The organism is Mesonia algae (assembly GCF_003253545.1).
GTDB classification, from domain to species: domain Bacteria; phylum Bacteroidota; class Bacteroidia; order Flavobacteriales; family Flavobacteriaceae; genus Mesonia; species Mesonia algae.
The window spans coordinates 1-14,775 of record NZ_QKYV01000003.1; the positions used below are offsets into that span (position 1 = coordinate 1).

Annotated in this window: 15 protein-coding genes and 1 tRNA gene; 9 read left to right on the forward strand and 7 right to left on the reverse strand. The window is 32.4% G+C overall.

Annotation, left to right across the window (positions count from 1 at the left end):
- Positions 1–418: 418 nt before the first annotated feature.
- The 9 genes from LX95_RS05280 (at position 419) to LX95_RS05320 (ending at position 8,029) form a co-directional block, all read left to right on the forward strand.
- Complete coding sequence (locus tag LX95_RS05280) at positions 419–1,540, forward strand: inorganic phosphate transporter (protein ID WP_111540404.1); 1,122 nt, start codon at positions 419–421, stop codon at positions 1,538–1,540.
- Between the two features lie 116 nt (positions 1,541–1,656).
- A complete protein-coding gene (locus LX95_RS05285) occupies positions 1,657–2,403 on the forward strand; it encodes an N-formylglutamate amidohydrolase (RefSeq protein ID WP_111540405.1) in 747 nt (248 codons plus the stop codon).
- A gap of 150 nt (positions 2,404–2,553) precedes the next feature.
- On the forward strand, positions 2,554–3,087 hold the full coding sequence (locus tag LX95_RS05290; protein ID WP_111540406.1) for an RNA polymerase sigma factor: 534 nt from the start codon (positions 2,554–2,556) through the stop codon (positions 3,085–3,087).
- A gap of 110 nt (positions 3,088–3,197) precedes the next feature.
- Complete coding sequence (locus tag LX95_RS05295; protein WP_211307643.1) at positions 3,198–3,800, forward strand: YceI family protein; 603 nt, start codon at positions 3,198–3,200, stop codon at positions 3,798–3,800.
- 11 nt (positions 3,801–3,811) lie between these two features.
- Positions 3,812–4,294 carry a DUF6789 family protein gene (locus LX95_RS05300; RefSeq protein WP_111540407.1) on the forward strand — a complete coding sequence of 161 codons (483 nt, stop codon included), beginning with the start codon at positions 3,812–3,814 and terminating at the stop codon, positions 4,292–4,294.
- 884 nt (positions 4,295–5,178) lie between these two features.
- Positions 5,179–5,550, forward strand: coding sequence for a hypothetical protein (locus LX95_RS05305; RefSeq protein ID WP_111540408.1), 372 nt, complete (start codon positions 5,179–5,181; stop codon positions 5,548–5,550).
- Complete coding sequence (locus LX95_RS05310) at positions 5,534–6,259, forward strand: hypothetical protein (RefSeq protein ID WP_111540409.1); 726 nt, start codon at positions 5,534–5,536, stop codon at positions 6,257–6,259. The genes LX95_RS05305 and LX95_RS05310 overlap by 17 nt, the downstream gene beginning before the upstream one ends.
- A 1-nt stretch (position 6,260) precedes the next feature.
- Positions 6,261–7,025 (forward strand): type I methionyl aminopeptidase, encoded by a 765-nt coding sequence (gene map, locus LX95_RS05315; protein ID WP_111540410.1) that lies wholly within the window; start codon positions 6,261–6,263, stop codon positions 7,023–7,025.
- Positions 7,026–7,111: 86 nt separating this feature from the next.
- Positions 7,112–8,029, forward strand: a complete 918-nt coding sequence (locus LX95_RS05320; RefSeq protein ID WP_111540411.1) for an AraC family transcriptional regulator — start codon at positions 7,112–7,114, stop codon at positions 8,027–8,029.
- A 246-nt stretch (positions 8,030–8,275) separates the two neighbouring features.
- On the opposite strand, the gene LX95_RS05325 is transcribed toward LX95_RS05320, so the two are convergent.
- The 7 genes from LX95_RS05325 to murC all read right to left on the reverse strand — a co-directional run bounded on the left by LX95_RS05325 (position 8,276) and on the right by murC (position 14,775).
- Positions 8,276–8,349 (reverse strand) — tRNA-Arg (locus LX95_RS05325).
- Positions 8,327–8,584, reverse strand: coding sequence for a GIY-YIG nuclease family protein (locus LX95_RS05330; RefSeq protein WP_111540412.1), 258 nt, complete (start codon positions 8,582–8,584; stop codon positions 8,327–8,329). The genes LX95_RS05325 and LX95_RS05330 overlap by 23 nt, the downstream gene beginning before the upstream one ends.
- A gap of 132 nt (positions 8,585–8,716) precedes the next feature.
- The gene (locus tag LX95_RS05335) at positions 8,717–9,163 is read right to left on the reverse strand and encodes a GatB/YqeY domain-containing protein (protein ID WP_111540413.1); all 447 of its coding nucleotides are present in this window, start codon (positions 9,161–9,163) and stop codon (positions 8,717–8,719) included.
- A 103-nt stretch (positions 9,164–9,266) separates the two neighbouring features.
- On the reverse strand, positions 9,267–11,258 hold the full coding sequence (ftsZ, locus tag LX95_RS05340) for a cell division protein FtsZ (RefSeq protein ID WP_111540414.1): 1,992 nt from the start codon (positions 11,256–11,258) through the stop codon (positions 9,267–9,269).
- A gap of 50 nt (positions 11,259–11,308) precedes the next feature.
- Positions 11,309–12,700, reverse strand: a complete 1,392-nt coding sequence (gene ftsA / locus LX95_RS05345; protein ID WP_111540804.1) for a cell division protein FtsA — start codon at positions 12,698–12,700, stop codon at positions 11,309–11,311.
- Between the two features lie 13 nt (positions 12,701–12,713).
- Positions 12,714–13,430, reverse strand: a complete 717-nt coding sequence (locus LX95_RS05350) for a cell division protein FtsQ/DivIB (RefSeq protein WP_111540415.1) — start codon at positions 13,428–13,430, stop codon at positions 12,714–12,716.
- Entirely contained in the window at positions 13,420–14,775 is a 1,356-nt protein-coding gene (gene murC / locus LX95_RS05355) for a UDP-N-acetylmuramate--L-alanine ligase (protein WP_111540416.1), read from the reverse strand. The genes LX95_RS05350 and murC overlap by 11 nt, the downstream gene beginning before the upstream one ends.

A 14,775-nucleotide genomic window follows, 5' to 3' on the forward strand; every position in this document is an offset into this window, starting at 1 on the left:
TATAAGGCTTTTATAACCAACAATATCATTCACAAACTCTTTGTGTACTTGACCATGGTAGCAATACGCATCTATTGTTTTTTTTGATACATCAATTCCGACTACTTCTTTGTAATTTTTCATATTTTTACAATTAGAGTGATTAAATAGGTTGCAAAAACTACTTCCTTTATCGGGATCTTATACGCCTGGTATTCCAAATGGTTCTTTGCAACTTTATAGAATGAGAGGACTCGTACGTGTAAGGGATCACTAATCTAAAACACGTTATAGTTCTCCTCTCTTTCTATATAAAGTTATTTAATACAAACTAAAGAAACACGTTGTACACAAGCTTCACAAAAACCTTAAATAAAAATATTCCGTAATTATCTTTAAAGTCATTCGACTATTATACTATTTTAATTAGTTATATTTTATGATTTTAATAATACTTTTCATTGCGGCTTGCTTTCTTGCATATACTAATGGTGCAAATGATAATTTTAAAGGAGTTGCAACATTATTTGGTAGTGGAACTCTTAACTATAAGAAAGCAATTACTTGGGCTACTATAACAACTTTTGCAGGATCTGTTGCAGCGATTTTTTTAGCAGAAACACTAGTTAAAAATTTTTCAGGAAAAGGTTTAGTCCCAGATACTTTAATTCAAACACCAGAATTTGCAATATCTATTGCTATTGGAGCAGCAATAACCGTTTTTATAGCCACTAAAATTGGAATGCCAATATCAACAACTCATAGTTTAGTAGGTGCATTATTTGGAAGTGGAATTGTTGCAGTTGGTGCTTCTTTTAACTTTGCAAAATTAGGCAGCACTTTTTTAATGCCTTTAATTGTAAGTCCACTTATGGCTGCAATAGTTAGTTTTCTAGCATATCTGATTTTTAGAAAAATAAGAAAGCTTGTTGGAGTTACTAAAGAAACCTGCTTATGTGTTGGAGAAGAAAGAATACCAGTCATTAAAAACAATATTACAAATGAATTTTTAACTGTCGAAAATAAAAAACAGACGAGTATAAAAATATCAAATGAATCACAATGTATCGAATCTTATAAAGGAAACTTTTTAGGTATTAATTCACAAAAATTATTGGACTTCGCACATTATACAAGTGCTGGAATAGTAAGTTTTGCAAGAGGTCTAAATGACACACCAAAAATTGTAGGACTTCTAATTGTTATTAACGCAATGGATATTAAATGGGGAATGATTGCTGTAGCTATTGCAATGGCTGTTGGTGGACTAATAAATGCCAAAAAAGTTGGAGTAATGATGAGTAAAAAGATTACACCTATGAATAGTGGTCAAGGTTTTACAGCAAATTTGGTTACCGGACTTTTAGTCACAACTGCTAGTGTACACGGAATGCCTGTATCTACTACACACGTATCTGTAGGCTCAATTTTCGGAATAGGCACTGTGACTAAAAAAGCTGATATAAAAGTAATTAGAAATATTCTATTATCTTGGTTATTAACTTTACCAATTGCAGCAATTTGCAGTGCTATGGTTTATTGGATATTAATCACAATCTAAACAGCCAGTGCACAACAACGTGCATATTTAATTGCTAACTTTAGTGCTTAAATCACGCAACGAAATCATAGCCAAATACGCTATAAACTATTCATAAAAAAAAATCAGTACATAGAATGAAACAAAAAATAATACTTCATATTCCTCATTCTTCGACAAACATACCCTTATTAGATGGTTATTTTGTAGACTCAATTACTCTTGAAGAAGAAATTTTAAAATTGACTGATTGGTATACTGATGATCTTTTTTATTCAAATAAGGACGAAATGATAGTTGCTGAATTTTCTAGAATATTTTGCGATCCTGAGAGGTTTACAGATGATACACAGGAAGTAATGGCACAATATGGAATGGGCGTATTATATGAAAAAAGTGATAATGGTGAAGAAATTAGAATCGTAACTCCTGAGCTAAAAGAAAAAGTATTAAAATCATATTATTGGAAACATCATAACAAATTCAATGCCGCTGTAAATAAACAGTTAGACTTGTATGGTAAAGCTACAATTATTGATTGTCATTCATATCCTAGCAAACCATTAAAAAGAGACCTTGACAAAAACACAAAGCGACCTGATTTTAATATTGGAACTGATTCATTTCATACGACTAAGGAGTTAATAGACATATCGGTCTTATTTTTTGAAAAAGCGGGTTACACCTTAGGCGTTGACTGGCCATACAAAGGTTCTATTGTGCCAATCGAACATTACCATAAAAACAAAAATGTTTCAACCATAATGTTAGAAATTAATAGAGAACTTTATTTAAATGAGCCAACTAATCAAAAGTCTAAGAATTATAACGAGATAAAGCAAATTGTAAGTGAATACATTAAAACAATTAAAAATAGCTTATAACAGCGCCTATCCAAAAGTGGCAGTTCATTGGTTAAATAAAGTTTTGTAATTCTATAAAAATTTGTGCTTAGCTAGACCGTGAAGTGTTTCAAAATCGCCACCTTCTACAAATCAATGTAGGCAATTTGCGGAAATTACGACCAATGTAATATGAATAATATAATTGTCGACTTAAAAACTGAAAACAATTTTGCGTTTGGAAAATTATACCAAGATAATTTTGGTAAAATTTTAAATTTCGTACAAAACAACAGTGGAAATCAAACTGATGCAGAAGATCTTTTTCAAGAAGCAATGATGGTACTTGTTGAAAAACTTCGTCAAAATGATTTTCAATTGACTGCTTCAATAGACACTTATGTTTATGCCATTTGTAAAAATTTATGGTTCAAAAAGCTTCGAGATAAAAATTACGAACTTTCTGTTGACGAATTAAAATCTTGTGATTTCTTAACCTCAATTAATGATTCCGTAGAAGACGAAAAAACGTATTTAGAAAAACTAAAAGGTTACTTATTAAAAATAACAGACCATTGTAACCGACTTATTCACGACATTTTTTTTAAAGAAAAAGCTATAGATCAAATTCAGAAAGATTATGGCTACTCTACTCGACACAATGCTCAAAATCAAAAACATAAGTGTGTTGAACAAATCAAAAAACTAAAGGAAAATGACGAGTAAAAACAAAAAATATAAAAATATTTATTCGACTTGGGTGATTTTTTGAAACTATTGGTATAAAGGTATAGATAGTTCATTTTGACTATCATAACTTTTAAAATATAAAAACAATGGTTTCAACAATCAAAACAATGGTTTTCGCAGTAGCTATTACTGCACTAAGCACTCTTTCTGTAAATGCACAAGATGCAACTATGTGGAAAATTGACAAGTCACATACTTCAGTCAATTTTTCAATCAATCATTTCTTTTCTTCTGTTCCTGGAAAATTTACCGATTTTGACGGAATGATTCATTTTGACCCAAACAATTTAAAAGGAAGCAAAGCTGATTTTTCTGTGTCTATAAACAGTGTAAATACTGATGATACAAAGAGAGATAAGCATTTACAGTCAGAGGATTTTTTCGATGCAAAAACGTATCCTAAAATGGTTTTTCAATCCACAAAATTTGAAAAAAAATCTGACAAAAAATATTTAATACACGGTAAATTAACCATTAAAGACGTTACTAAAAATGTGGCTCTTCCAATGAAAATTACAGGAGAAATGGAACACCCAATGATGAAAGGAACCATCATTTTAGGAGTAGTTATCGATACTACAATAGATAGAACAGACTATGAAGTTGGCACAGGCGATTGGGCAGCAACAATGGTTGTTGACGATGAAGTGAAAATTCACATTCCAATGGAATTAAATAGAATGAAATAAGCTTACAAACTATGAACAAAAAAATTCAAAAAACAGTTTTAGCGGGTCTTATTGGCACATTAATTATGACCATAGTTATGATGATTGCACCAATGATGGGAATGCCAAAGATGTCACCTCCCAAGATGCTTGCAGAAATGCTAGGAATGCCAATTTTTGTTGGTTGGATTATGCACTTTATGATTGGAATTGTTTTTGCATTCGCCTACACCTATTTGCACCTATTTAAGCACAAAATCAGCAATGTTTGGTTAAAAGGAGCAGTATTTGGTATAATTGCATTTGTATTTGCACAAGTTATGATGCGCGTAATGGGAATGATGATGCCAATGCCAAAAATGGAAGGCTCTATGGTTTTAATGGCTATAGGAAGTTTGATGGGACATATAGTATTTGGAATGGCAGTTGCTAAAACAGTAGGAGAAACTTACTGTAATAGTGGAACTTGCAAAACAAAAACTACCCATAGCAATGTATCCTATGAAAAACATTAATCCAGTTTTTTAAATATCTCATAATAATAAATATGTGGTGTTGAAATATTGATAATTCTTTTAGGGTTATCAGTATTTCAATGCCTTTAAATAACTTGTTCCGCATCATATATGTGGTCCATCATCAAGCGAGACCATCAACATCTATATGATTGTAAGTTATAATAACCCAGTCACAGTTTATAAAAGTGATTCTATTGTTAAATGTTCCTATATGTCGTTTTGCGATCCAAGAGATTGATTATTTATGAGCTTTACTATAGTTAATAATTTCTTTATTTTCTACTAAATTCATTTGGCTCATAAGCTATCACAGGGTTGATCACCACCAAGGTCCGACTCGCTAGATTTCGTTTTTTTTTATAATGACTGTTTTTTGAATCCTGATGTAAATGTTTTCTATAATCTAAGTAGGCTTTTATTACTGGATCGACACGTATAACCTGTTAAGAAGCATCACCAAAATAGCTACACATAATTTTATTACCTCTTTTGCTAATAACATTGCCTTGCGAATTATCCTCATTTTTGTAAATATTTGGAGCAAGACCCAAATAGCTTGCTAATTGTTATAAGCTTTTTAACCTGCGTAGATCTTTCAAAATACCACAAAAAATATCGGTAACGCAATGAACTTTCCAACTTAATTTGTGAATATCAATTCCGATGTATAACTTTGGTTGAGCAGCAGATATAGTTTTCATATCTTATTGTTTTAGTGAAGTCTAAAAGTACTGACTTTGCTAATTTTTCATCGATGCTATAATGAATGACTAGTTCGAGCTTACGTACAAAATCTTCAAAAATTTTCTATTATTTTATTGCTAAATTAGATGCTAAGACCATTACCTACTACCGTAACAAAATAATATCAATACTAAGTTATGAATGATTTACTCGTAAGCATAATTATAACTTTAATCTTGATTTGTCATTTAGTAGCCTTAATCATTGGCTATAAAATGCAAAAAACATCTTTAATAATTTCTTATTTAAATACGGTTACGGTGATAGGAGTATCTGCTTTTTGGGCCATTACTATTCCTAATATTAAACAACATAACTTTGAATTTAGAGAATTATTAGTAATATGCTTGGAGACTTGTATTTTAATTTTTGCTTTATACTCTATAATTGGTTTTCATAATAAAGCTTATGTGAAAGTCATAAATTTCATTGGATTTGGGATTCATTTGTTGGCTACAACAGCAATTTTTTATTACATGTTCGCATTTAAATATGACAAACTTTTTTAATGACAAATCACCTCTAAGAATGGAGGTTTCTAAAAATACTGTATTGATCATCCTACTTGTATTCATACATTGCACAGGATTCGCACAATCAGAAAATTCTATGACAAACAGTTCTATTAGAATTCCTTTAAAAAAAGGAAAAAAACCTAGTACTCTATATGAGAAATTAATTATAGAACCTACCAATCTATTTATACAATCCAAACCAATAAAAAACAACTCTCCACATGTTCAACTAGAATTAAATGTAGTTGAAAACAGTACTAAATACAATACTTTTTTATGGTACTATGAAGAATCTAGTGGTAATAAAAAAGTAAACTATCCAAAAGCATATCAAAACTATTCTTTTTCTTTAGAAATGAATAAAAAGAAAGTTAACTTAGTTGTAGAAAAATTAGACTTCGAAAAAACAATGTTTATTGATGTAGGCCAAACAGCAGTAATTGGTAACCTTGAAATTCTGTTTAAAGATTGTATTAGAGAATCGTCTGAAGATATAAATGGAAATCAAACAGATGCCTTTAACTCATATAATGTTTTATTAGCTGAAAATGGTGAGCATAAAACCGTGTCGTTTATATCACTTGATAAGCTTGTAGATAAAGAATTAATTATAGAGTGGAAGAACTATAAAATTTTGATTTTAGAAGATTCAGAAAAAGCTTTAAAGCTAATCGTTAATAATTCATTACAACAAAAAAGATAAAATGTCAATAACAACAGAATCAGAATTAACAGGAATGCAAAAAATTAGTGAAGTGGTTGGAACTACATTAAGAGCAATGAGAGAATACGCAAAAGTTGGAATGTCCACTAAAGAGCTTGATGAATATGGAGGAGAACTTTTAAGGGCTTATGGCGCTAAATCTGCTCCATATGAAACTTATGGATTTCCTGGTTATACTTGTATAAGTGTGAATAAAGAAGCGGCACACGGAATACCATCTAATAAAATAGTACTGCAAGAAGGAGATTTAATTAATATTGATGTTTCAGCAGAGCTAGATGGTTTTTGGTCTGATAATGGAGGTTCATTTATACTTGGTAAAGACATTCATAATCATCAACCTCTTGTAGATGCTTCTAAAAACATTTTACGTAAAGCTATAAATAATATTAAAGGCGGAGTGAAAATTTCAGAAATTGGATATTTAATAGAAACAGAAGCTAAAAAGTCTGGTTTTAAAGTCATTAAAAATTTAGCTGGTCACGGTGTGGGTAAAAGTTTGCATGAAGAGCCAGAGAATATTTTAAATTACAGAGTTAAAAGCAACAAAGAACGATTCAAGAAAAATACAACGGTAGCCGTAGAAACTTTTATTTCAACCAAATCCACAGTTGCTGTAGAGCTAAATGACGGTTGGACTTTAGTCGGAAATAAAGGTGGATACGTAACTCAACACGAGCATACCATACTTGTAACCGACAACCATCCAGTTATATTAACTGAATCTAATGAAATTTGGAGTTAAATAATTACATTTTTTATTTCCTCTAAAAGTTAATCGCCAAACCCATAACTTCTCAAAATAGAAATCGTTTTACTATATATTGATTAATGCCAGTTACTGATAAAAATATAGAAGCCAATTACAAAACCCGAATTAATCGCGTATTTGAATATATTGATCAAAACTTAGAATCGAATTTATCATTAAAGTCAGTTTCAGAAGTCGCTTTTTTTTCACCATTTCATTTTCATCGAATTTTCAAATTTATTACAGGAGAAACCTTAAATGAATATATAACACGAAAAAGAATAGAGAAGTCAGCTTCGGATTTGCTACACAAAAATATAACCTCAACTAAAATAGCACATAATTATGGTTTTAGTGACAATTCTTCTTTCTCTAGAGCGTTTAAAAAATATTTTAAAGTAAGTCCGACTGAGTTTAAAAAACAAAATCCGAATAAGTTTAGCAAGATCCGTCAACTTAAAAGCAAGAATGGACAAGATTATCCTAACTATGAAAAATACATTTGTATAATTGATAATCTTAAAAATTGGATAGAAATGAACGTAAAAGTTGAAATTAAAGAAGTAGCAAAAATGAATGTAGCTTATATCTCATGTATTGGTGCTCAAAATCTTGAAAACGCTTTCGGAAAACTAATTCAATGGGCTACACCAAAAGGGTTAATGAATGACCAAACAAAAATGATGACGATATATCATGACAGTTTTAAATTTACTGACGCTAACAAAATACGAATGAGCGCATCAATTCTACTTAATAAACCAGAAGAAATAGATGGAGAAGTTGGACTCACAGCTATTGAAGCTGGAAAATTTATCGTTGGAAATTTTATAATTGGAACAGATGAATTTGAAAAGTCGTGGACTGGATTATTTGTCTGGATGAATGAAAATGGATATAAAAAAGCAGATAGAGAACCTTTTGAAATTTATTACAATAATTTTAATGAACATCCAGAAAAGAAAGCTATCGTAGACTTTTATATACCAATTCAATAAAACACGTTTAAAGGATATAGAATTAAAACCACTGACTAGAGACTTAAAAGAAAGTTAATTAATTCTCTCTGATAACTTGGTTCATATAAGCTCCCCAATGATCAAAATGTTATTGCAATAAGAAAGAAGCTAAAGTAAATAAGGTGTCGCATAACATATATTTATCTGATAAATTTTTTTCCGTATTATTTTGAGAAGACATCTTTCAAAATAAAAAAAGTCTTGTTTAAAACAAGACTTTTTTAGTGACCCCGGAGGGATTCAAACCCCCAACCCTCAGAGCCGAAATCTGATGCGCTATTCAGTTGCGCCACGGGGCCTAATGTTATTCCTTCTCCACCTTCTTCCTGCTGCAGTCTTAAGATACTTCTCTCTTATTCTCGCTTCTGCTTGCGTATTGTATTCCTCTGTATAAACAACTTCCCAAGGTACAAATGCTTTTGTTGATGTATTCTTTTTACTATTATGTTCAGAAAGGCGTTGTTTAATGTTTTTAGTCATTCCTACATAAGAACGATTAAATTTAAAGCTAAATAGAACATAAACAAAATGCATTTATCTCAATTTTAATGCGCCCCGCCCGTACCGATAAGGCACGTTCGGGCGGGTATTCAGTTGCGTCACGAGGCCTAATATTTTAGAGAACCAAGAATTTGAGTATTTCTTGTTCTATGATATTAAAGTATTCTAAGCTAATTTTTTTCTCACAATAGCAGAAATGGTCTTACCATCTGCTTTTCCAGCTAATTCTTCACTTGCCATTCCCATGACTTTCCCCATATCCTTCATACTTTCCGCTCCAGTTTTAGAAATGATTTCTTCAACTTTTGCTTCAATCTCTGCTTCACTTAATTGTTCAGGTAAAAATGCTGCAATCACTTCTGCTTGCTTTTCTTCTGGCTCTGCTAAATCTGGTCTATTTTGCTCTCTATAGATGCTTGCACTATCCTTACGTTGTTTTACTAGTTTTTGAACTAGTTTCATCTCTTGATCTTCAGAAAGTTCTCCTGCATTACTTTCTGTTTTGGCCATAAGTATAGCACTTTTAACTGCTCTTAAAGCTTCTAATGCTGCAGCGTCTTTTGCTTTCATAGCAACTTTCATCTGCGTCATCACTTCTTTCTCTAGACTCATAATTTCTATTATTTATAGCACGAAGATAGTTATTATTGCTTAAAAAACCCGAAGCTATTTTTAAAATAACTTCGGGTTATATCTGCTTTATATTTCTATATAATTAGTCTACATTATCGTGAAGAAATGAGTTGTTTTTTCGAAAACTAACCTCATCATTACTATCTTCACTAATACTTGTTCTTGAGAGTTTTTCTCTATCATGAGAAGGATTGTCTAAATCTAATCCTGCTCTTTTATAAGCGGGTTGTTTTTCAATCTCATCTATGCTGTTATTATTTCTAAACTTGTAATTAAAGCTTTTCATTCTAGCACGTCTTTCTTCCGCTCTAGCGATTAAATCTTCAGAAATAGGATTATCAAATGGATCTTCCTCTACTGCTGGCGGAGTTGGCTTTTTCTCTACAGGCTGTGTACTTTTATATACAATCTCTTCTTCTCTCCTTACTTCAGGTTTTTTAACCTGTGGTTGTGGTTGAGGAGCAGATGGTTTAGCTTCATTAATGGTGTTCTCTAACTCCATATAATCTTCTAAACTATAACGTTTTTCTCCGTTGCTAGAAGTGCTGCTAGAGATAACCTCTATTTCATCATTTACTTCTATATTGTTGGTATCGTCTTCAGAAAGATTATGAACTATTTTTTCTGATTTCACCTCTGCTTTTGGCTCCTCTTTAACTTCTTTTTCTTCGTTTAACGGAAAATCAAACGTAAACATAGCTTGAGAATCGTCTTCTTTTGAAGAAACTTCTTGTGCTTCATTAACTTCAATATCATTAAGGTTATCTGAAGCATCTATAATAACAAAATCATCTTCGTCATAAGTTACTTCTTCGTAAGAAACATCGATGTTTTTGATTAATTCCGAAGTCGGAATTAAATTCATTTGATTTAATTTGGCAGAAGGCTCATCTTTTTTAGGCTCGCTTCGTTTAGGTTCCTCTTCTAAAACGTGAACCACCTTTTTTGGAGCTGGCTCTGGTGCTTTTTCTACTGGAGCACTAAAACTTGGAGCTATATTGCTCTTCTTAGCCGTTAGATCTTGAACTGCTTTTTGTTCGTCTTCTAACGTATGAATGATCTTTTTTGTCTCTGTATTTACAATTACATTTTGCTGCTCTACATTAAATCCCGTAGCGATAATGGTAACCGAAATAGATTCTTCTAAACTTTCATCATCTCCAACACCCATAATAATATTGGCGCTATGACCAGCTTCTGCTTGAATGTGATCGTTAATTTCTCCAATCTCATCAATAGTTATTTCTTCTGAACCAGAAACGATAAGCAACAATACATTTTGAGCACCACTAATTTTATTGTCGTTAAGCAATGGAGAATCTAAAGCTTTAGCGATTGCCTCTTGAGCTCTATTACTCCCTGAAGATACGGCCGATCCCATAATAGCGGTTCCGCTATTACTTAATACAGTTTTAGCATCGCGCAAGTCAATGTTTTGCGTGTAGTGATGTGTAATTACTTCGGCAATACCTCTAGATGCAGTTGCTAAAACTTCATCTGCTTTAGAGAAACCAGCTTTAAAACCTAAATTACCATAAACTTCGCGCAGCTTGTTATTGTTGATAACAATTAACGAGTCAACATTTTTTCTTAATCTTTCGACACCTAATTGAGCTTGATCATTTCTTGTTTTACCCTCAAACTGAAATGGTATAGTAACAATCCCAACCGTTAAAATACCCATATCTTTTGCTTGCTTAGCAATGATTGGGGCAGCACCAGTACCTGTTCCTCCACCCATACCAGCGGTGATAAAAATCATTTTGGTATTGGTATCGAGCATATTTTTTAAATCATCAAAACTTTCTAGAGCTGCTTGTTCTCCAATTTCTGGATTAGCACCTGCTCCTAATCCTTCAGTTAAATTAACTCCTAACTGAATTTTAATAGGAACTCCTGTATTTTCTAATGCTTGTGCATCTGTATTACAAACTACAAAGTCTACTCCTTTTATTCCTTGTTGGAACATGTGATTAATGGCATTGGAGCCTCCGCCTCCTACTCCTATGACTTTAATTACGTTAGACTGATTTTTGGGTAAATCGAATGAAATGTCGAATTCTGTGCTGCTCATAATTCTATTATTTTCGGTATTAATATTCTTTTTCTTTTTTTAGCTATTCTTTATTCTGCGTTGTCTAAAAAATCTTTGAAATTGTCAAACCACTTTTCAAAAATATTTTTTCTACCAACGTTAGATTCTTTTTTCTCTTCTTGTTCTGGAGCATGAGGATCTTCTACAAGATCATGTTCTTGCTCTACTTCTGTAGATACTTCTTCTTCCTCTACAAGTGGAGCTTGTGGCTGCTCTGCTTCTAAAGCTTCTCTTTCTTTCTTCTCTTCTTCTCTCTTTTTGCTCTTTTCAATACTATTAAGTACTAAACCAACTGCTGTAGCATACATAGGACTTGTAGTTTCTTCATCTGAATTTCCTGCCAAGTGTTCATTAGGATATCCTATACGTGTATCCATTCCTGTAATGTACTCTACTAATTGCTTTAAGTGCTTTAATTGAGCTCCTCCTCCAGTGATTACAATCCCAGCAATCAATTTTTTCTTTTGCTCTTCGTGACCGTAATTTTTAATTTCTAAATAAACTTGCTCTATAATTTCTACCACTCTAAAGTGAATTACTTTAGAAAGGTTTTTAAGCGTTATTTCTTTAGGCTCTCTACCTCTTAAACCTGGAATAGAAACAATCTCGTTATCTTTATTTTCTCCTGGCCAAGCCGAACCAAATTTTACTTTTAATAATTCTGCTTGCTTTTCAATGATCGAGCAACCTTCTTTAATGTCTTCGGTAATTACGTTCCCTCCAAAAGGTATAACGGCTGTATGTCTAATTATACCATCTTTAAAAATGGCCAGGTCTGTAGTTCCTCCTCCTATATCGATAAGGGCAACTCCTGCTTCTTTTTCTTCTTGACTTAATACTGCATTTGCCGAAGCTAATGGCTCTAAAGTTACTCCTGCTAATTCTAAGCCAGAACTTTTTACACATCTTCCTATATTTCTAATAGAAGATATTTGCCCTACTACTACATGAAAATTAGCTTCCAATCTACCTCCATACATTCCTATAGGTTCGGTAATTTCGGCTTGACCGTCAACTTTATATTCTTGTGGTAAAACGTGAATAATTTCTTCCCCAGGAAGCATAACCAGTTTGTGTACTTGATTACACAAAATATCTATGTCTTTATCACTAATTACTTCATCTGAATTGTTTCTAGTTATGTAATCGCTATGCTGCAAACTTCTTATATGTTGACCTGCAATACCTACCACCACATCTTCAATCTTCACGCCTGAGTCTGCTTCTGCTTCTTGTACTGCTTGCTGAATAGATTGTATGGTTTGGGTAATATTATTCACCACACCTCTATGCACGCCTAAACTTTTAGATTTGCCTATTCCCAAAATTTCCACTTTCCCGTATTCATTTTGACGGCCAATCATAGCAACTATCTTGGTGGTTCCTATATCTAATCCTACTGCAATATCTTTTTCTTCCATAGTAAAACTCATATCACTTTTTTGTGCAAACAACTTGATTGTTATACTTTAAACTCACCCACTTAAACGAATCTAATTGGTGGTCTAACATTGCTTTTTTATAAAATGCTTTTAGATTATTAGTCTTGCTTTCTATTGAATTTATTTCTCCGAATAAGATTTCGAAATCGTACAATCTCATTTCGAGTACATATTCTCCTTTTGAGTTTCTTTTAATTAGAGTAATATGTTTTTTTAAAAATTCATCCTTATCAATTTTCGCTAAAAGCGGATATACTTCTGCAATATCTTCTTTCTTAATATTTTTTATAAATGGTACTCTCGCCGAATAGTTTTTAGATAATGGCATCTTCTTACCATTTTTATCTATATAATAAGATTCATTTCCATATACTCTTGCAATGGGCTTTCTCTGAGTTATTTTTGCTCCAAGCTCCCCATTTACTGTCAAATACACATCTGCATCTTCAATCATCGCATGTGTATCTAATCTTTTTTCGAGTATATTCAAATCTAGAACTTCTTTCGCCAGGTTTTTAACCGAGTCTTGATTTTGTATCAACAACTTATTAACTGCTGTTTCAGTCACATACAGATTTTCATCGTTAGTAAATTGCACTTCAATTTTATCTAATTTCCTTTGATTATTTCGTGCAGATGAAAAACTGTAAAGAAAAATCACTAGCACCAATAATGAGAAAGCTTTTATATAATTCCAATTAACTTTCATGGTTTAACGCAATTTTAATTTTTTGAACCTCATCTCCTATATCTCCAGCTCCCAATAGTAAAATCACTTCCGCGGAAGCTTCTTTTATTTTATCTACCAACAACTCTCTATCTATCAAACTTTTTTGTTCATTATCAATCTTATCGAGTAACATTTTTGAATTGATCCCTGCAATAGGTTTTTCTCTTGCCGGATATATTTCTAATAACATTACCGCATCAAACGGAGAAAGACTTGTGGCAAACTCATTAGCAAAATCTTGAGTTCTACTAAACAAATGTGGCTGAAATATCGCCAACACTTTTTTGTTAGGGTACATTTCTCTCACTGCTTGATAAACTGCATTAATTTCACTTGGGTGATGTGCGTAATCTTCTATAAGAACCTTGTCTTCTGTCCTTAAGTGATAGGTAAATCTTCTTCTTACTCCTTTAAAACTCGCTAAGCTATGTTTCGCTTTCGCGGAATCAACTCCAAATTTTATCGCCATCGCCAAAGCCATAGCTGCATTCATAAGATTATGCTTCCCTGGTAAACTAAATTCGATTTCTTTTAAGACCTCATGCGGAGTTTTAAAATCAAAAAAATAGCTCCCATTATGTATTGAAATATCACTTATCACATAATCTGAATCTGAGGAGAAACCAATAGAGTTTCCTTGTAAGTTTAATCCTTCTGCAAAAAATAAATCTTCTTGGTTGGGCACTTTCGCTACAAACTCTCTGAAAGAATTTTCTAATTCATTCTTGCTACCATAAATATCTAAATGATCTGCATCCATAGAAGTAATGCTGGCAATATTGGGAGAAAGTTGTAAAAATGAACGATCAAATTCATCGGCTTCTACGACAACGGCTTCATTACCATCGTTGATAAAATTGGTTTGGTAGTTTTCACTAATCCCACCAAGAAAAGCAGTTAGTTTTACTCCGCACTGTTTCAAAATATGTGCTAAGATGGCAGTTGTCGTGGTTTTCCCGTGGGTACCAGCAACCGCTAGAGTTGGAATATCCTTTGTGATCAATCCTAATATTTCTGCTCTCTTAAGAATAGAAAAATTATGTTCTACAATGTATTGATACAGTAGGTTTTCCTTAGAAACAGCGGGAGTATATATGATTAAAGTATGCTCTTTATCTTTTAACTGCTTAGAAATTTTGGTCACCTCTTTTTTAAAAGTGATGTCTATTCCTTCTTCTTGCAGTTCTTTAGTAAGTTGTGTTGGAGTTTTATCGTAACCCATCACATGTTTACCATTTGCATGAAAATATCGGGCAATGGCGCTCATTCCTATTCCGCCAATGCCGAGAAAATAAATAGTCGATATGTTTTCTAAACTCTTCAA